Genomic DNA, 20371 nt, shown 5'->3' with positions numbered 1-20371 from the left:
TGATGGCAACTACTGCGATGCAATTATCAATCGATGCCTTTGGTCCGATAGCAGATAATGCTGGTGGTATTGCTGAAATGAGTGGTTTACCTCCAGAAGTTAGAGACCGCACGGATAACCTTGATGCTGTAGGTAATACCACTGCTGCAACAGGAAAAGGTTTTGCTATCGCATCTGCGGCATTAACTTCCCTAGCTTTGTTTGCTGCATTTGTGGGTGTTTCTGGAATTGATCGTATTGATATTTATAAAGCGGATGTTCTTGCAGGATTATTCGTAGGAGGAATGATTCCTTTTATATTCTCTGCTCTTTGTATTTCCGCTGTTGGTAGAGCTGCCATGGACATGGTTAATGAAGTTCGTAGACAATTCCGCGAAATCCCTGGTATCATGGAATATAAAGCAAAGCCTGAATATGAAAAATGTGTAGCTATTTCAACAAAAGCATCTATTCGTGAAATGATGTTACCAGGAGCAATTGCATTAATCGTTCCTATTATTATCGGTTTTTCTTTCGGTCCAGAGGTTTTAGGTGGATTATTAGCAGGTGTAACCGTATCAGGTGTTTTGATGGGTATGTTCCAGTCAAATGCCGGAGGTGCTTGGGATAATGCTAAAAAATCTTTCGAAAAAGGTGTTGAAATCGATGGTGAGATGTATTATAAAAAATCTGAACCACATAAAGCATCTGTAACTGGTGATACTGTAGGTGATCCATTTAAAGATACTTCTGGTCCATCAATGAATATTTTGATCAAATTAATGTCTATTGTATCTTTAATTATCGCACCACATATTTCAGAAGGTGTAAGTCATAAAGTTACCGTAGAGGTGAAAAAAGAGATTAAAGTGATCAAAACTGAGGATCAAGCTGGAAATACTATCATTGATACTATTGTAAATACAACTGATACTATCAGAAGGTAACAAATAATGCAGAAGGGAATTCAAAATGAATTCCCTTCTGCATTGAATAAACAAATTTTCAATATTGAATTTCAATTTATTCATAATAATTAATTTAGTGAATATTCATTCGTGTTTCATTTTACCATTTTAATTAATTACGTTTGATTTCAGTTTAAATCAAAATTTACAAAAAATATTTTACAAACAAATTCGTATGTTCCACAAGAAATCCATCGAACAGTTAATGTTCGAATCAAACCAAACTGGTGAAGGCACATTAAAACGATCGTTAAGCAGTGTAAATCTTGTTGCTTTAGGGATAGGTGCAATTATTGGTGCCGGACTATTTTCATTAACAGGAATTGCTGCAGCTGAAAATGCTGGACCAGCAGTAACTATTTCTTTTGCTCTTGCAGCGTTTGCTTGTGCATTCGCGGGACTTTGCTACGCAGAATTTGCTTCAATGATTCCGGTTGCCGGAAGTGCATATACCTATTCTTATGCTACCATGGGTGAGTTTATGGCATGGATTATTGGTTGGGACTTAGTACTTGAATATGCTTTAGGTGCAGCAACTGTAGCCGTAAGCTGGTCGAGATATCTTTTAGAACTCCTTCACAAATACAATATTAATCTTCCGCATGAATACATTGTATCTCCATGGGAAACTATGAAATTAGGAGATGGAACTGTAATTGATGGTGGTGTAATTAATCTGCCCGCAATATTCATTGTAAGTATTTTATCTCTGATATTGATTCGTGGAACTCAAGGATCTGCAAACATGAATAATTTCCTGGTAGTTTTAAAAGTTGCCGTTGTGTTAATGTTCATTATATTAGGATGGAGCCACATCAACCCGGATAATTATGTTCCTTATATTCCTGAAAACACAGGCAAATTCGAAAATTTTGGCTGGTCAGGAATTTCAACGGGCGCAGCGGTTGTGTTCTTTGCCTTTATTGGCTTTGATGCCGTTTCAACTGCAGCTCAGGAAGCAAAAAACCCTCAAAAGGGTATGCCAATAGGAATCCTAGGATCACTAGTTGTATGTACAATTCTTTATGTACTATTTGCACATGTAATGACAGGTCTTGTAAATTACAAAGATTTTGCAGGTGATGCAAAACCCGCAGCTACAGCATTTGCGATGACGGGTTATACTTACTTACAAGATGCCTTGATTATTGCTATTCTAGCAGGTTATACCTCAGTAATTCTAGTAATGCTAATGGGACAATCTCGCGTTTTTTACACCATGGCAAAAGACGGACTACTTCCAAAATTCTTTTCTGCAGTTCATCCAAGCTTCCGTACACCATGGAAAACAAATCTATTTTTCCTAGTTTTTGTTAGTCTGTTTGCAGGTCTTGTACCAGTTTCAGACCTAGGGCACATGGTAAGTATAGGTACCCTTTTTGCATTCTCATTGGTTTGTATAGGTATCATGGTACTTCGTAAAACACTTCCAAATGCAGAAAGACCGTTTAGAACTCCTTGGGTTCCTTTTGTACCAATTATGGGTATATTAGTTTGTGTATACTTAATGTATACTTTACCAGCAGAAAGCTGGTATCGTTTAGGAATCTGGATGGCTATAGGTGTTGTTATTTATTTCATTTATGGTAAAAAACACAGTAAAATTAGACTAGTAAGAGACGGAGAGATTATTGAAAAAGATAGAGAATAATCTTTAATAGTAAAAAAATAGTAAAAAAGGTTCCAGAAAATTCTGGAACCTTTTTTACTTAAGGGATTTTATATCTTCGTATCTAAAATTTAAGAGACAAAAATAATGTTCATAGATAATTTCAATTATAAACAAATTCTTTCAGTCACAATGATTCTTTTTGCAATCATTGATATTCTTGGCTCAATTCCTATTGTTGTTTCTCTGCGCAATAAAGTCGGTCATATCCAATCCGAAAAAGCCTCCGTTGTGGCATTGTTACTCATGATCCTATTTCTATTTATTGGTGAGGAAATGCTTAATATCATCGGATTAGACGTTTCATCTTTTGCGATTGCTGGTTCGGTAGTTATTTTCATTATAGCCATGGAAATGATTTTAGGCATTAATTTCTTTCGTGAAGAAGCAGCTGAAACTGCCTCAATTGTCCCATTAGCCTTCCCACTAATTGCAGGATCTGGAACACTTACTACGCTCCTATCCTTAAAATCAGAATACGCTACCCAAAATATTATAGTTGGGATTATTATAAATATGATTTTTGTTTATATAGTCCTGAAAAACACCATTTACCTAGAAAAACTTTTGGGGAAAACAGGCCTAAATATCATGCGCAAAGCATTTGGAATCATTCTTTTGGCAATTGCCATCAAGTTGTTTAGGAATAATACAGGTTTATAGTAGGGATAATCGCGAATGCCCCTACAAGATTAATCGTGCAACAAACATGGTATCCGCTTTCTTATCGTATCCCTTTATCAATTCTAAGCTCTCCAGCTTCATATTGTGTTCTGAAACAAGATAGTGTATAACTTCTTCGTTTTCTTCTCTAAAAACAGAACATGTGATGTAAATAAGTGGCTTACCCGGTTTGAGGTACTTAATCGCGTTGGCCGCAATTATTTTCTGTAAATTTTGGAATCCCTGAATTTTAAAATCTTCAAACTGACTAATCATTTCAGGAGTTCTTCCCCAAGTACCAGACCCAGAACAAGGAGCATCTAAAATTATTCCATCAAACTCATAATGATGCAGTTCGGGATCTGCGTTTTTAGTTAGATCTATTATTTTTTTCTGATACGTTCTTAATCCAGCAGCTATAAATCGCTCATCCAAATTATTCAAAACACTTTCCCGAATATCCGAGACAAGGAGTTTAATATTAGGTTGTTCAGAAAATAACAAAAGCGACTTCCCTCCCGAAGCAGCACAAGCATCCCACCAATATTCATAAGGATTAGGCTTGAAGTAGCTCAAAGTATGTTGAGAGGAAAGATCCTGGACTTCATAGGGCTTAATCAGAAAGCTTATTTCAGGAAATAATGCATTTAAATTGGTACCATTAGGCAAGGCAATCGTAAGCTCTTCAATCTGCTTGTACCCAATTGAACTTTCTTGCAATGTTTTTAATACCATAGCAAGTGACTCAGACTTTACCCGAATAAATAAATCAGGCTGAAAAAAAAATGAACTTAAAAATTTACTTTCATCAATACCTTCTGAAAAATGCTTGTAAAAAGGAAAAACTTCTTTTAATACCAATCCTTCGTGCTCTTGTAAAAAAGCTAATTTTTCATCGAAGGGTAGCTGAATTTTCTCATTTAAATCGGCACGAAAATGATGTAAAAATGGATTATCAACTGAATTACATAAGAATTCAGCGATAAATAACCGTTCCTCTATACTTTTATTTAAAAGAGCCTTCCCAATACGGAAATAATTATACAAAAGCCTTGAAGCCACACGACGATCGGTAGAGCCCATCTGCTTGTTCTTCTTGAAAAATTCAGGCAGAAATTTAGTAATTGGCCGATCTCCGGGAAAGCTTTCAAAAATCTTTAAAAAGGTACGTAACTGTTGTTCTGCTCTCATTTTTCGGGCTGAAGTTCGAAGTTTTTATAAAGAAGCATCATTAGTTCCGTGTTAATGTATCCAGATTTAGGACTTCTAGAAAATTTGAAATTTGTATGCAAGCCTTTGTAAATACTTTCATCTAGGTAATTAGCGTAGTCGGTCCCATATTTTTCGAGCAGACTTCCAAAATAGAAGCCAATATCAAAGCCTTTGAAAGAATACTCTGAAGGTTCAAAGCCAAATTCATCTCGATAGCGAGCAATAAAATTTTTTACGGTTTGAGATTTATAATTTACAAAATAGGAAGCGCTGATTCGCGAATTAAGTGTCTGCAACTTCTCCTGACTTAAATAATTGGCTTTTAGCCAATTAGGATGCCCAAAAACCTCGATTTTATATTTTTGTTTCGTTGATAAATTATATAATTTATCAATAGTCGGCATTACGAATAATCTATCCGAAGAGGAAATAATTACTAAGTTGTTTTTGCTAGGTACTAAATATTTTTCCAGGGCTATTGCTGTTGCTCGTTCAGTTATCCGAAATTTATCAGCCGACAATAATGCTAGATTTCTTTTAAAATAGTTGGAGAACTTTGCATCCTCACTCTTTTGTGTATTAATCAATACAATATTTACCAATTCAGTCTGAAAATTCAAACTAATAAATTCGGCAATTTTACGAGCATGTTGATCGATGGTATTGTTAACAGTTACCAAACTTGGATTATTGAAATCTGCAGGTATAGATGCTGCTAATGGTGAAATCTGGAGCTTCTTTTCTCCAAGTTCCGAGAAGTCGCCAAAAGCTTTAATGGCATTCGGAAAAACAGGACCAACAATCAGGTCCATATTTCTTACTGAATTGGCCATGGCAAGATTTACCACTCTGGTTTCTTGATTTTGTGTATCAAAAACCTGAAGATTAAAATTATGTCCATTCGCTGAAAGAGAATCGAGTGCAATTTTAAATCCCTGGTAGAAATCTATCGCCAAACTTGATTTTTCAAGATCTTTGGCAGAAGCAGATTTAAGATTAATTGAATTCAGATCAAATGGTAAAAGTAAAGCGATAGAATGATCTGTTTTTAAGGGTACAATCTCCTTCTGCTTATCCAATTCGGCAGGTGATGGAATATCAACCGGCTTAGGAGCAGTTATTTTTTTTGAGCATGCTGATAAGAATATCAGCATGCATAAAATCATTAAGAGATTATTCCCACTCAATAGTCGCTGGTGGTTTGGAACTAATATCATATACAACTCTGTTAATTCCTTTTACATTATTTATAATTTCATTTGATATTTTAGCGAGTAAATCATAAGGCAGATGGCTCCAGTCTGCTGTCATGCCATCCACAGAGCTAACAGCTCTTAAACAAATAACATGCTCATATGTTCTTTCGTCGCCCATTACACCTACCGACTGCACTGGCAAAAATATCGCTCCAGCTTGCCAAACTTTATCATACCACCCTGAAGATTTCAAATTATTGATGTAAATAGCGTCAGCTTCTTGAAGAATAGCTACTTTTTCGGGAGTAATATCATCTAAAATACGAATCGCTAAGCCTGGACCAGGAAAAGGATGTCTACCTAAAAGTGCCGGATCCATTCCTAAAGTTGCACCTACCCTTCTAACTTCATCCTTAAACAATGTATTTAATGGCTCTACCACTTTAAGCTTCATGTAATCAGGTAAACCACCTACATTATGATGCGATTTTATTGTTGCTGAAGGCCCTTTAACAGAAACTGACTCAATTACATCTGGGTAAATTGTGCCCTGTCCCAGCCATTTAACATCCTGTACTTCATGAGCTGCATCATCAAAAACTTCAATAAATACCCTCCCAATAGCTTTCCTCTTGGTTTCTGGATCCTTAATTCCGGCAAGCTGACTTAAAAATCGATCTCCTGCCCTTACCCCACGAACATTAAGTCCCATATGCTGATAAGAATCCAAAACCTGCTCAAACTCATCCTTACGCAATAAACCATTATCCACAAAAATACAATGAAGATTCTTGCCTATTGCCTGATGTAAAAGCACTGCGGCAACGGATGAGTCGACACCACCAGATAAGCCTAAAATCACTTTATCATTGCCTAATTTATCTTTCAGCGACTGGATGGTGGTCTCAATAAATGCATCAGGGGTCCAATCTTGACTACAGTCGCAAATATCTACTAAGAAATTTTTCAATAATTGCTTTCCATCGGTACTATGCGTCACCTCTGGATGAAATTGAATACCATATACTTTAGTATTCTTTATTTGATAAGCAGCAACCTTAACAGAGTCGGTGCTGGCAATAATCTCAAAATGATCAGGAATGGATGCGATGGTATCCGCATGCGACATCCATGTTTGAGAGTTTTCCGGTATATTTTTAAATAAAGGATTAGACTGATCAATAAAATCAAGGCAAGCTCTGCCATATTCACGAGTAGAAGAAGCCTTAACTTCACCACCGGATTTCTGGGCGATGTACTGAGCTCCATAGCAAACTCCCAAAATTGGAAATTGTTGCTGAAGAGACTCGAAATCAATTTGAGGTGCGTCATCTTGACGCACGGAGTAAGGACTTCCAGAAAGGATTACGCCTTTAACAGTGCTATCGAACTCAGGAAGATGATTAAATGGATGTATCTCGCAGTATACGTTAAGCTCTCTGACTCTACGTGCAATAAGTTGAGTGTATTGCGACCCGAAGTCAAGAATGATGATTTTTTCTTGCATGAGCAAAGATAACTTTTTTGTACAGAGGCAGGAAGTATTCTAAAAATCCTTTTAACTTTTTTAGATATTTTTTACAATAAAAATCCAAAAAGATGAATAATAATTAATCAAATAAAAAAATGCGAGAAATCAAATTCAAATAGTCTAAAAAATACCATGAAGAACACCACCCTTTGCTCCCATTTGATCAACACGTTTTTCGACTTCTGGATCTTTGATTAGTTGAGGCGCATGATGTTTTTTTAATCGCGCATCAATAATTAATGGTCCCTTGCAACCCCAATGTTTATGCTCCGTAAAAGAGTTTATACCATAAATGTCATGAGAAGGATTACTTCTAGTAAAACTAACCCAAACAAAGTTATTGATATTCTCAGCCACAAAACCTGCATCATCGCATAATATGAATAAAGGCAAGCCATCAAGATTAGAATCAGCTAAAGCATTATTTAATATTTCAATTTCACGCGATGTTTGCTCGTGACTAGTAAATGGAGGAGCTTCCACAGCAAGAACACCAGGAATCACCATTTTAAACTTATCAAATGTTCGTGGCATTGAGAAAGATGATGGCAATTCGGTCCATAAAATACGTTTTTTATCCCCTGCCGCCACAATTGCAACCTTAGAACCCGAATTTATATCGGTTCCGCTATAATCCAACGTATCGATGGTAGTTCTTGTGTAAAAATGAAGATCCCGACTTAAATCAATACGTTCAAGGATATGTTTGATAAAACCCTCAATATTACTTGTTTTAAGGCTTGGATCATCATCCTTGTTAGAAATTAATAAATATTTGGCGAGGCTTAGCTGACTTTTACCTAAAATATGATTGGCGATGGTGAGAATTTCTTGTGGTTTTTTCTCCTTGAGATAGGGTGTATACCTTTCGCTACCAATGGCAAATAATAGCGGATGGACACCGGCAGCATCAACCGCATTAACCTCATGAAGCCCTGGAATTTCTTTTGGTATAGCAGATCCGGTAATGTCATGAATTAGAGCGCCAAAGCTTGTATCTTCCTGAGGAGGCCGACCAACCACAGTAAAAGACCAAATGGCATCCTTACGATGATACACATTATGCACTTTCATCAGCGGAAAAAGATGTTGAAGACTATAATAGCCTAAATGATCACCAAAAGGGCCTTCCAATTTATTTGCACCCGGCTCTACAGTGCCAGTAATTACAAAATCGGCATCTGAGGAAATACAAAAACCTTCAGCATCATAAAAATAACGAAAACGGCGATTCCCTAATGCACCTGCAAAAGTCATCTCAGACAAGCCTTCAGGTAGTGGCATTACTGCTGCTAAAGGGTGTGCTGGCGGTCCGCCCACAAATATGCTCACTTTCAAAGCCTTCCCCTTAGCATTAGCTTTGGTTTGATGCACCCCTATGCCACGATGTAGTTGATAATGAAGACCAATTTCCTCATCTTGAATATATTCATTACCTCCTAATTGTATACGATACATCCCTAAGTTTGCACTCATAATACCGGGCTTATCAATGTCTTCGGTATAAACTTGAGGCATAGTCACAAAAGGACCGCCATCCATAGGCCAGTTTACAATTTGAGGCAAGTCAGAAATTGTTGTTTTACCATATTTTATAGGAGCGTTAAATCCACTTTTCCAAGGTAAAGCAGAAAAAGCGCTAAGCCCAGCGCTTGCATATTTCAAGGGGTTTTTTACTGCTTTTAAAGGATCAGATTTAAGGTCGACGAGCGTTTTTATCGCTTCTAGCGTATCCCGAAACATGAATTTAGATCGATCTAGGGTACCAAATAAGTTTGAAACTGCAGGAAATTTACTACCTTTTATATTTTCAAAAAGCAGAGCTGGCCCTTGATTTTCAAATACGCGCAAATGAATGGCAGCGGCTTCAAGGTAAGGATCAACTTCTTGTTTTATCCGGACAAGGTGTCCATTTTTTTCAAGATCAGAAACGCATTCAGCAAGACTTTTATAACCCATTGTTAAAATAAATTGCACCAGTAAATAAAGGTGCAATTTATAAAATTGTGAAACAGGAATTTAAACCTTTAAAATTTATGTTTTAAAGATTACAATACAGGATGGTAGGAAATACATTCAACGCCGAATTTATTTAAAAAATCAACACCTTCGTCGCTCGGCAAACCCTTATAAGCAGCGTAGGAACCTTTAAACAATACTTTTTTAATCCCAGAGGAATAAATAATTCTAGCACAAGAAATGCAAGGAGATAAGGTGACGTAAAGCGTTGATCCGCTTAAATTCATTCCATTTTTTACAGCATAAAGAATAGCATTTTCTTCAGCATGCAATGCGAGAGAGCAACTATTCTTAGAATCTCGCGGGCAACCACTTTCGGGCCATTCTTCATCACAGTTATGTGTTCCAGCTGGCGGACCATTATAACCTATGGAAATTATGCGCGTATCTTTAGTTAAAACAGCACCGACCTGTGCTTTCACGCAATGCGAGCGTGAAGCAAGGTCGGTGGCTAAATTCATAAAAATTGAATCGAAGCTTGGTTTTTTATTCATTAATGTCCAGGTTCTGTATCCAATTTACTAACATCAATCCCCTGTTTCTTAAGCTCAAAACTCACTTTAATAGCAAAATAAGCTAAGTAAACGAAACCTAATAAAGGAACAATATATGAAATATGAATGCCACTGGTATCGGCAAGAATTCCCTGTACTGGAGGGATAATCGCGCCACCTAAAATCATCATGATCAAAAATGCAGATCCTTGTGAGGTGTATTTACCTAATCCTGTAATTGCCAATGCAAAAATACAAGGCCACATGATAGAACAAGCTAATCCGCCAGCAAGAAATGCAAAAATGGCCACATTTCCTGTGGTTAATAATCCTACAATCATTGCTGTAGCACCTAAGAAACCGAATGTTAAAAGCGTTTTAGCTGGCTTTTCCTGACTGTAGAAGAACCCAGCAATCAAAATAACTAAGCAAACTGCATAAGCGAAAAACTGCTCAACAGACGAACCATTTAAGTGATTTAGAAATAAAATGATTGAAAATGCAATAAAAGGCATCACAATAGTTAAAATCCTTTTAGTGGTTTTAGCTAATTTGAAAGCACTTACAGCACCTGTCCAACGACCAATCATCATGCTTCCCCAATAAAGAGAGATAAAAGGAGCAATTTGAGAATCTGTATAGCCTCCAAACTCAGGCAATTGCAATAGAGCGCCCATATTACTTTGAATACTCACTTCCACACCTACATAGGTAAAAATGGCAATCATCCCTAAAATAAGTTGAGGATAACCCATGGCACCCCAACCTGTTTTATTTTTACCTGCAGATTTAAGTGCTGCTAATAGAGTTAAAATGATGATAAATAAGGAAAGGTAAACAAACACTGACATCCCTAAACCTGTAGCCTTTGAGATTGGATCTGCAGCAAGAATTAACAAGAATGCGATAAAAATTATAAATAAAGGAAGGTTTGTCTTTCCACTAGCCTCCACTTTTTCATCACTAGTAACTTTGGGAAGTTTTGAAACCCAGAAAAATAATGCGACAGCCAAAAATAAGCCGGCAAGAATATAATATAATGTATTAATTGATGAAATTTCAATATCCTTGGGAACTGCGGCAGTAGCTGAACCGAAAAGAATAACACTAACTGCAATCGGACCTAATAATCCACCTAAATTATTAATGCCTCCAGCTAAATTCAATCGGTTTGCGCCCGTTACAGGACTACCTAATGCAACTACAAAAGGGTTCGCAGCAGTTTGTTGAAGAGAAAAGCCTATTGCTACAAAGAAAAAAGCCAATAAAATAAAGTTAAATGAACCAGAATTTACTGCGGGGATCATTAATAATGCGCCACCAGCAGAAATAACGAGTCCCAAAGCGATACTATTTTTATAGCCCAATTTATTGAGGATATCTACCTTAATAATTTTAGAGGCATAAAACAAGATTAATGAGCCAATAAAATAACCACCATAAAAAGTGAAGTCAATCAATTGCGACTCAAATTGGGTAAGTTTAAAATGAGTTTTACAAAACGGTATGAAAATACCATTACTTGCAGCCAAAAAGCCCCAAAAGAAAAACACTGTGATTAGTGTATAAAGAGCTGAGGAATAATTTTTTTCTGAATTGTTATCCATATCTGTTTTTAAATTTTTTTGAAATAATAATCTAACATAAATTAATTTTCTCATATCTCTAAGTTTTTAATGTTTTTATCTCAGATAGTATAGAATTATTCATTTTTAGGTTAATTTGCGCTTTCACATAAATGGATTAAAATACGGATGGTAGAAATAATCATATCAGGGATTTCTTTGGGCTTTGTACTTTCTTTTTTAACAGGACCGGTATTTTTCGCACTGATAAAAACAAGTATTGAAAAAGGCTTCAATGCAGGGGTATCATTGGCTGCAGGAGTTGTTTTTAGTGATATTTTTTATGTTGCACTAACCATTTATGGCACTTCCTTTCTTGCTTTGGAGAATACCTACCGCGTGCAAATTGGAATAGTAGGTAGTACCATCTTATTTAGTATAGGAATATATTACTTATTTAAGAAGGTAAAAGTTAATTACGAGCAGAATACCTCTAAAAGGCATTATACAGGATATTTTATAAAAGGTTTCTTGATGTGTATTTTTAATCCCGCTGTTTTACTTTATTGGCTGAGTGTTACAAGTGGGGTAATCTCTTTGTCGGGAGGGGTAAAATCAGATGAGATTCTTCCATTCTATGGATCAATTCTCGTTACTCAATTTAGTTTGGATGTGCTAAAAGCCTATTATGCAAATAAATTGAGATACAAAATAAAAGAAAAGACCATATCTAACCTAAATAAGGTTGCGGGAATTCTAATTTTAATATTTGCAGCGAGGATAATATATAACCTATTAACAGGACATTCATTAATTTAAGAATTTCAATAAAACCAATACAGTCAACGATAAATTAAATAAACAGGAAGTTGCAATTAGACTTCACTCCTATTTATACAAAGGGTTGAAAATTAATAGGCACGTTGGTTCTTACCTTCCACCCAATTCATAAAGGCTTTATTAACTACCTTATTACCTCCCAGAGTTGGGTAATTTCCAGAGAAATACCAATCTCCAAGGTGTGCAGGTATAGCCTTATGAAGGTTATCAAGTGTTTGATAAATCACCTTCACCTCCGCATTAATTTCTTTAGGCTTAACAATTTGAGCTATTCTATCAGAAATTTCCTGATCCGTAAACGGACTGTAAATGTCTTGAACAAAGTTCTTAACTTGCTTATTACCAAGCTTTTCTGATTCAAGACAATTTTGATAAACATGATCAATCACATCTGCCATTCCTCTTTCATTTAAGAGGGAGATTGTTGCCTCAAAAGCTATAAATTCACCCATTCTAGACATATCGATGCCATAGCAATCAGGATATCTAATTTGAGGAGCTGAAGAAACGACAATTATTTTTTTGGGACCTAAACGATCTAATATTTTTAAAATACTCTGCTTCAGAGTGGTGCCTCTTACTATTGAATCATCTAGAATAACCAAATTATCAGTCCCCCTATTTATGAGACCGTAGGTGGTATCATATACATGCGCCACCATATCTTGTCTATCGGCATCCTGAGTAATAAATGTTCGAAGCTTTACGTCCTTTATAGCAATTTTCTCGATTCGTGCAGTTAAGCTTAAAACATCATTGAGCTCGGCATCCGTAATTTTTTCATCACGATTCAGTAATATATCCTTTTGATAATCTCTGAGGTACTTGTGAACCCCCTCAACCATGCCATAAAAAGCAACTTCAGCAGTATTTGGAATAAATGAGAATACTGTGTTTTTAATATCCCTATCGATGGCATCAAAGATCTGCGGACAAAGATTTAACCCAAGTTGCTTACGCTCTTTATAAATAGAAGCATCACTACCTCTTGAAAAATAAATTCGCTCAAAGGAGCATGACTTTTGTTCTTCAGGCTCCCTAAACTGCTCTTCACTAATTTTGCCATTCTTTTTGATGATTAAAGCATGGCCGGGTTTAATTTCTTTTACTGATTCCAAAGGCACATTGAAAGCTGTTTGAATAGCTGGGCGTTCAGAAGTAACAATAACAATTTCATCGTCATGATAATAGAATGCAGGTCTAATTCCGGCAGGGTCGCGCATTACAAATGCATCCCCATGACCCAAAATACCACTAATAGTGTAGCCGCCATCCCATGTTTTTGCTGAGCGGCGAAGTATTGAAGCTACATCAATATGCTCTGCAATTTGATGACTAATTTGCTCATTTGAGAAACCTTCATTTTTATACTTATCGAAAAGAATCTGATTTTCATCATCTAAAAAGTGCCCAATTTTTTCGAGAACAGTAACCGTATCTGTGCGTTCTTTAGGATGCTGACCCAACTCAAAAAGCTGTTCTAAGAGCTCATCAACATTGGTCATGTTAAAGTTTCCACTCACCACCAAATTTCGGGTCATCCAATTGTTTTGACGTAAAAAAGGATGGCAACTCTCAATGCTATTTTTTCCATGCGTACCATAGCGTAAATGCCCCATCAGAACCTCTCCGGTAAAGCTAATATGTTCTTTAAGCCATTCAGTGTTTTGAAGAAGTTCAGGTGATTCTTTATGTACATCTGCAAACTTTTTCTGTACGTATTCAAAAATTTCTGCAACAGCGTTAACTCCCATGGCTCTATGGCGGCTGATATAACGTTTACCAGGTTGAACATCGAGTTTTATAGTAGCAATACCTGCACCATCCTGACCTCGATTATGCTGTTTTTCCATTAATAAGTACAGCTTATTTAGACCATAAAGGGCCGTGCCATATTTTTCTTGATAGAAAGAAAGAGGTTTTAAAAGACGGATAAGTGCAATTCCACACTCATGTTTAATCTGGTCACTCATAAGATATTCTGAGATTGTAAAAATAGAAATTTAAACGCTAAGAAACCAACGAAAAAACACACAATATGATTTAATATTAGTTCGAAATTAGAAAAGCTAAGGTAGTGTTGTTGAATCATAAAAATTGTTCAACAAGTGATGGGAAGATCGTTAGCAATAACAATAAAAACACCAGAAACACACTTAAATATGTTTTGGCAGACACACTTTCCTTGATTTCGGAATACTTAGATTCTCTTAAATAGGCATTTAACGGAATCTTAAAATAATAAAACAAAGATACTAATGTACTTATTGCAGCAATAATAATCATGATTAGGATTATTGAAGAACCAGAGCTATTATAAGCATCCAAAGCAGTAGAAATAACAAAAAACTTTGCAGTAAAACCTGCAGTTGGGGGTAATCCTGTAAATGAAACGAGCACAATTACAAAACAAAGCATTAAAACACTTAATTGCTTACCCAGGCCAACATATTCATCTATGTTTTGTTTAGCTGTTTTATCTTCAATTTCATCAACAATTAAAAATGCGGCCATATTCATAATCACATAAATGACCATATAAAAAATCAGTGATTTATATCCTTGCCCCGGTAAGACAAACAGAGCCATAAACATAAAACCAGTATGCCCAATAGAGGAATATGCGAGCATCCTTTTGGAATTGTTTTGCCAAATAGCAGTAAAATTACCAAGAAGCATACTCGCAATGGCCAAAGAAGCTAAAATCGAATAAATCGTACTAGAAGCAATATTAATAGCTTGTAAAAGCATAATAAACTTGATAAGAATAGCAAAACCGGCAATTTTAGGCCCTGTGGATAAAAAAGCTGTAATCGGGCTTGGTGCACCTTGATATACATCTGGCGCCCAAAAATGAATTGGAACAGCGGATAATTTAAAGGCAATTCCGACAAAAAATAAGGTTAAGCTTATGGTTAAAGCCATTGGCGACAAATTTTGTAGGCCTGAAATAAATAAAGGATCAGTAAAGTAAAGAGACCCTGTAAATCCGTAAAGTAGAGAAATTCCATATAGCATAATGGCAGATGCAACCGACCCAAACAGAACATATTTTAGGGATGCTTCACTTTGCTTTAAATCTTTAGAAATATAACCAACCATTAAATAAGATCCCAAGGATACCATTTCTAGGGAAATATAAAGCATTAATAAATTTGTGGACATGGCCATTAAATTCAAGCCGAGATGCACTGCTAAAAGAATAGCATAAAGATCACCCGTTCCTTTTTCGTGTTCTTGAAGAAGTTTATTATACCGAATAAACAAAATAAATAGGAGGCTGACTAAGCAGAAAAGCATTTTAAAAAGAATAGAAAGATGATTGAGAACAAGCATTCCTCCAAACAAGACCTTAGGTTCTACATTTAAAAGAGAAAAACTGCGCGCAAAAACTATCAGCACAATAGCCATTGTTAAACCAAAGCATAATTGAGGGAACTTCTTAGATAAAAATAAATCCGCCAATATAACTGTAAGAAATCCTGCAATCAGGGCCACCTCAGACTCAAAATACGACAAACTAGCAATCGTATCGTTAATGGATGCAGATATCAAGGATATAAATTGATCCATTAGCCTAAAATTAATTGCACAAACGCAAGAATAGAAGCATTCATCTTATCAAATAATAGTGATGGAAAAATCCCAAGTGCTAAGGTTAATATCACTAATGGCACTAATGCAATTTTTTCACGCATATTCACATCTTTCAATTTTAGCAGCCAATCATCACCTCCTTTTAAATAAGTCTGACCAAAAAACATGCGTTGGAGAGTCCAGAGAAAATAAGCAGCACTCAATAGAATACCAACTGATCCTAAAACAGCCATCCAGCGTGGAAGAAGTCCATTTACTTGTTCGGAATTAAATGCACCAATTAGACTGAATGCTTCTGCCATAAAAGCAGAAAATCCGGGGAGACCGAGAGAAGCAAAAAATGCAATAATTACAAAAGCAGTGAACTGAGGCATTATTTCAGCTAAACCACTAAAATTTGCGATTTCACGATCGTGCACACGTTCATAAATCATACCGACTAAAAAGAAAAGCATAGCTGATAATGCTCCATGACTTATCATTTGAAGCATTGCACCGCTGATACCCTCGGCGGTTGACGAAGCGATGCCGAGAAGTACAAATCCCATATGAGACACTGAGGAATAGGCAATTAAACGTTTCACATCTGTTTGTGCCAATGCGTTTAATGCTCCGTAAATTATGGAAATGACCCCTATTAAACCGATCCACCAAGCAGATTGCAATGCTGCATCTGGGAAAATACTGTAACAAATCCTAATTATCCCATAGCCTCCAACCTTCAATAATAGTCCGGCTAGAATGATAGAAACTGCTGTTGGTGCTTCAACATGAGCATCGGGCAACCAAGTATGCAAGGGTACGACAGGCACTTTTATGGCAAATGCAATAAACAAAACTATAAAGGCTAATAAACGTGCAGACATCCCAAAGAGGTTTACGTCAGCTAGGGCAGAAAAAATAGAGCCATCAGCATAATTAGCTGGGTCCATCATCAAAATCATATTAAAAGTATGGTTCCCAGTGATTGGATCTGAAACTGAAAAATATAAACCGATAATAACCAAAAGCATAAATACAGACCCGAACAAGGTGTATAAAAAGAACTTAATTGCAGCATACTCCCTTTTAATACCACCCCATATTCCGATCAAAAAATAAAGCGGCAATAGCATCAATTCATAAAAAATATAAAAAAGGAAAAAATCAAGCGCACAAAAAACTCCAATTACGGCAGTATTTAAAAGGAGAAACAATGAAAAATACGCTTTAAGTTTTGTTTTAATTTCCCAGGAGGCTAGCGTGGCCACAAAGGTAACAAGCGCAGAAAGAATTAAAAAGGGCATAGATAATCCATCTATTCCCAAAAAATAATCAATTTCAAGTTTACCTATGTTACCAAGATCAAGGCGAATCCAAGACAACTTTTCTACCAATTGGAATTGGGATTCCTTATTTACACCAGCATGACTCGCTGAGCTATTGAATTTTACATAAATGAAAAGGCTTAATACAAATTGAATTAAACTTACTCCAAGAGCAATGTATTTAAACTGGTTTTGCACCCGATTGGGCAATATTAAAATCAGTAAAGCGGCAATCAATGGTAAAAAAATCAGTAATGATAACATTAATTGTTCCCTCCTAAAAAAGCCATTGTAAAGATTTTGATTAAGGTCATATAAAATATATTAAAATAAAAAATGAGATCACAAGCAAGAGCATTGTTGTTAAATACTGCTGCAATTTACCCGTCTGGAAGTTTTGTGCTAGTAGCCCGAGGCCCTTAGCCAAGCTACCTATAGCATTTACAAGTCCATCAATGAGGTTTTTGTCGATCCAACTGCTAATTGATGAAAAAAATCTCACTAAAGAGGCCGATTTTAAAACGAGCATATCAATTACTTTTTGATCAAACCAATAGGATAATTTTGAAATTCTTTCAATTGAAGAAATAAATACATAGCTATATATTTCATCTAAATACCATTCCCGCTTAGAGAAACGATAAAAAATATTTTGTTCGGATCTGGAAATATTGTCCCGCTTCACGTAGATCAAATAAGCTAAGTAGGTTAATACAAGCGATCCGAAGCTTAATATAAGTGGGATAAACCAATGAAAGAAATCATTTTTCTCCAGTAAAGTAATTGGAAATGCATTCCAAAGCCAAGAATTTTCGAAAGTAAATGGATTTGAAGAAAAAACGAAAAATAAGCAGAAAAATGCCAGAACGATCAAAACATAAGACATTTTTTTTGGCGGATCCTCCATCAGTTTAATTTGACTGGTAGTTAACAATTTAGGCTTTGCAAAAAACACTTTAAATACTAATCTACAGATATAAAGGACAGTCAACCAACTGGTTATAATCATTAAATATGGTATGATTTGTGGTAAGCCATTCTTTGTTGATGCCCATTCAAAAGCAGAGATTATAATTGCATCTTTAGAAAGATAACCTGAGGTAAAAGGCAAACCAATTAGCGCGGCTGAGGCAAGGCACATTCCAATAAATGTTAGTGGCATACTTTTCCGGAGTCCGCCCATCAATCTTATATCCTGATAATCAAAGTCTAACCCGAGTTTATCACGATAATGATGTAGCTGATGAATTACAGATCCTGCGGCCAAAAACAGAAGGCATTTAAAGAAAGCATGAGTTGCTAAATGAAAAATGCTTTCCGTGTAAGCACCAATACCCATCGCCATGACCATAAATCCCAACTGAGAGATAGTTGAATAAGCTAAAATACGTTTAATGTCATTTTGAGTCAGGGCTATTGTTGCGGCCATAAAAGCCGTAAAAGCACCAATATATACCATGATATTTAAAACCAATGGATCAAAAACAGGATAAACTCGAGCTATTAAAAATACACCTGCGGCAACCATCGTTGCCGCGTGGATAAGTGAGGAAACTGAAGTTGGACCTTCCATAGCATCGGGTAACCAAGTATGAAGAGGAAATTGAGCCGACTTAGCCATTGCACCAATAAAAAAACCAATACCAGCTAAAGTGAGCCAGATTTCTGGAATTTGCTGAGTACCATACACCCAAAAATCATTCTTAATTATGGAGGAATTAACAAATCCGTTTTCACCAAATAGCATAGAGATATCAAGGGTATGAAATTGGCCATATAGAATCATTATCCCCACAAGAAAGCCTATATCACCAATTCGATTCATTATAAAGGCTTTTTTTGCTGCTTGAGATGCAGCATGCTTAGTAAACCAGAATCCAATTAATAAAAAGGAAGAAAAACCAACAAGCTCCCAAAATAAATAAATAAGCAAAAGATTGTCCGAAATGGATAGTCCCAGCATTGAAAAACAAAAAAGACCCAAATAAGCCCAGTATCTATGAATATTTAGATCGTTTTTCATGTAAGACCTAGAATAAACGTGTACAAGAACAGAAATTCCTGAAACTAGACTAATCATGAGCAAGGAAAGGTTATTAAGTAAAATGCCTGCCTTAAATTCTATTTCACCGATTAAAAACCAATTCAATTGATAATGAACAGGATTTTCGTTCCAAACTAGATAAATTAAATAAAGTGATAGCGTAAATGCCACAGAAATATTAAAAAGAGCAATGTTTTGGCCACTCCCTTTTTTCCCAAAAATTATAAAAACGAAAGATAAAAAAGGCAAGAAAACCACTAAGAGTGAAATAAAGCCCGCCAATTTTGAAAAATCTAACCCTTCCATTTTAATTTTTCAACTTATCAATTTTTGAGGGATCAATCGTTTTAAAATGCTTGTACACATTTAAAATAATAGCCAAAGCAATAGCTACACCAGCAGCAGCAAGAACAATAACGAATAATGCAAACATTTGGCCTCCACCATTTATTTTATCATATCTCCCAAAAGCCACGAAATTAAGAATGGCAGCATTGATCATTAATTCGATACCAATCAATATTTGAATAGCATTCTTTTTAGTTAACACTGCGTACAAACCTATAGAAAAAAGACAGGCACTTATGATTAAAAAATGTGATAATGGAATCATAATTTTTTTCCCTTTCTTGCTAAATGTGCTGCCCCAACCAGTGACATCATCAAAAAAACCGATAATATTTCAAATGGAAGCAAGTACCTCGTCATACTTTGAATTCCAATTGCATGAATGGTATTATCATTTTTTGATATGGGGGTACTCGATTTAATCCATTCCAATTGTGAAAAATCATTTCCAAAAAACAAGCGAAGTAAAATCAACAAAAAAGCTAATGCTATAAAAAACCCTAAAAAGTGGTTTAATTCAAATGACTTTTTTACTGGTTTTAGAGCATTTAAAAGCTCCTTATTAGATAGCATAAATGCAAATAACATCAATATTAAAACACCACCTGCATAGAGTACAACCTGTGTTAAAGCTATAAAATCTGCAAGTGCAAATACATAAATTGCAGCAAGTGCAAAAAGAGTTACGAAGAATAGGAATATGCTTCTTACCAAATTATAACTTGTTACCACTACTAAAGCGGAAAGTAGTAGCATTATCGCAAAAAAATAAAAAATTAGCTGTTCTGCGTTCATGTCTAAATTAGATTTTAGGAAGCATGCTTACTTGTTTTGCTGCAAGTCGGTCGGCATTAAGTTTTTCAAGTGCTGAACGCTTTTCATCGGCCTCTTCAGCGGTCATATCTGAAAACTTATAGGTCATTTCGCTTAAGTCAGACA

16 protein-coding genes are annotated in these 20371 nt (G+C 35.8%); 4 read left to right on the top strand and 12 right to left on the bottom strand.

The annotated features are described in order from the left end of the window. The 3 genes from ACILQF_RS02455 to ACILQF_RS02445 all read left to right on the top strand — a co-directional run. Nucleotides 1–926, top strand: a 926-nt coding sequence (locus tag ACILQF_RS02455) for a sodium/proton-translocating pyrophosphatase (RefSeq protein ID WP_395625828.1), incomplete at its 5' end; no start/stop codon positions are given. A 196-nt stretch (nt 927–1122) separates the two neighbouring features. Next, nucleotides 1123–2598: an amino acid permease gene (locus ACILQF_RS02450; protein ID WP_395625827.1), complete on the top strand. Its 1476-nt coding sequence runs from the start codon at nt 1123–1125 to the stop codon at nt 2596–2598. Between the two features lie 105 nt (nt 2599–2703). Continuing rightward, a complete protein-coding gene (locus tag ACILQF_RS02445) occupies nt 2704–3279 on the top strand; it encodes a MarC family protein (protein WP_395625826.1) in 576 nt (191 codons plus the stop codon). A 21-nt stretch (nt 3280–3300) separates the two neighbouring features. Here ACILQF_RS02445 and ACILQF_RS02440 read toward each other — a convergent pair whose 3' ends face one another. The 6 genes from ACILQF_RS02440 to ACILQF_RS02415 all read right to left on the bottom strand — a co-directional run bounded on the left by ACILQF_RS02440 (nt 3301) and on the right by ACILQF_RS02415 (nt 11338). Then, nucleotides 3301–4470, bottom strand: coding sequence for an RsmB/NOP family class I SAM-dependent RNA methyltransferase (locus ACILQF_RS02440; protein WP_395625825.1), 1170 nt, complete (start codon nt 4468–4470; stop codon nt 3301–3303). Next, nucleotides 4467–5645, bottom strand: coding sequence for an ABC transporter substrate-binding protein (locus tag ACILQF_RS02435; protein ID WP_395625824.1), 1179 nt, complete (start codon nt 5643–5645; stop codon nt 4467–4469). Before ACILQF_RS02435 ends, ACILQF_RS02440 begins: the two co-directional genes overlap by 4 nt. 19 nt (nt 5646–5664) lie before the next feature. Then, nucleotides 5665–7194, bottom strand: coding sequence for a glutamine-hydrolyzing GMP synthase (gene guaA, locus ACILQF_RS02430; RefSeq protein WP_395625823.1), 1530 nt, complete (start codon nt 7192–7194; stop codon nt 5665–5667). Between the two features lie 144 nt (nt 7195–7338). Continuing rightward, nucleotides 7339–9177 (bottom strand): UbiD family decarboxylase, encoded by a 1839-nt coding sequence (locus ACILQF_RS02425; protein ID WP_395625822.1) that lies wholly within the window; start codon nt 9175–9177, stop codon nt 7339–7341. An 89-nt stretch (nt 9178–9266) separates the two neighbouring features. After that, nucleotides 9267–9731 carry a deoxycytidylate deaminase gene (locus tag ACILQF_RS02420; RefSeq protein ID WP_395625821.1) on the bottom strand — a complete coding sequence of 155 codons (465 nt, stop codon included), beginning with the start codon at nt 9729–9731 and terminating at the stop codon, nt 9267–9269. Then, nucleotides 9731–11338 (bottom strand): MFS transporter, encoded by a 1608-nt coding sequence (locus tag ACILQF_RS02415; protein WP_395625820.1) that lies wholly within the window; start codon nt 11336–11338, stop codon nt 9731–9733. The genes ACILQF_RS02420 and ACILQF_RS02415 overlap by 1 nt, the downstream gene beginning before the upstream one ends. A 147-nt stretch (nt 11339–11485) precedes the next feature. Here ACILQF_RS02415 and ACILQF_RS02410 point away from each other — a divergent pair, with 147 nt between their 5' ends. After that, nucleotides 11486–12115 (top strand): LysE family translocator, encoded by a 630-nt coding sequence (locus tag ACILQF_RS02410; RefSeq protein WP_395625819.1) that lies wholly within the window; start codon nt 11486–11488, stop codon nt 12113–12115. Between the two features lie 92 nt (nt 12116–12207). On the opposite strand, the gene ACILQF_RS02405 is transcribed toward ACILQF_RS02410, so the two are convergent. From ACILQF_RS02405 to ACILQF_RS02380, 6 genes are all read right to left on the bottom strand, one after another. Further along, nucleotides 12208–14109 (bottom strand): amidophosphoribosyltransferase, encoded by a 1902-nt coding sequence (locus tag ACILQF_RS02405; protein WP_395625818.1) that lies wholly within the window; start codon nt 14107–14109, stop codon nt 12208–12210. A 115-nt stretch (nt 14110–14224) separates the two neighbouring features. Continuing rightward, nucleotides 14225–15709 (bottom strand): NADH-quinone oxidoreductase subunit N, encoded by a 1485-nt coding sequence (locus tag ACILQF_RS02400; protein ID WP_395625817.1) that lies wholly within the window; start codon nt 15707–15709, stop codon nt 14225–14227. Beyond that, nucleotides 15709–17304 carry a NuoM family protein gene (locus tag ACILQF_RS02395; RefSeq protein ID WP_395625816.1) on the bottom strand — a complete coding sequence of 532 codons (1596 nt, stop codon included), beginning with the start codon at nt 17302–17304 and terminating at the stop codon, nt 15709–15711. Before ACILQF_RS02395 ends, ACILQF_RS02400 begins: the two co-directional genes overlap by 1 nt. 46 nt (nt 17305–17350) lie before the next feature. Further along, nucleotides 17351–19390, bottom strand: coding sequence for an NADH-quinone oxidoreductase subunit L (gene nuoL, locus ACILQF_RS02390; protein WP_395625815.1), 2040 nt, complete (start codon nt 19388–19390; stop codon nt 17351–17353). Between the two features lies 1 nt (nt 19391). Next, nucleotides 19392–19697, bottom strand: a complete 306-nt coding sequence (nuoK, locus tag ACILQF_RS02385; protein WP_395625814.1) for an NADH-quinone oxidoreductase subunit NuoK — start codon at nt 19695–19697, stop codon at nt 19392–19394. Further along, nucleotides 19694–20227 (bottom strand): NADH-quinone oxidoreductase subunit J, encoded by a 534-nt coding sequence (locus tag ACILQF_RS02380; protein ID WP_395625813.1) that lies wholly within the window; start codon nt 20225–20227, stop codon nt 19694–19696. The genes nuoK and ACILQF_RS02380 overlap by 4 nt, the downstream gene beginning before the upstream one ends. Nucleotides 20228–20371 lie beyond the last annotated feature (144 nt).

Source organism: Daejeonella sp., from assembly GCF_044232565.1.
Lineage (GTDB): Bacteria > Bacteroidota > Bacteroidia > Sphingobacteriales > Sphingobacteriaceae > Daejeonella.
This window is presented reverse-complemented; position numbering and strand designations above follow the sequence as displayed.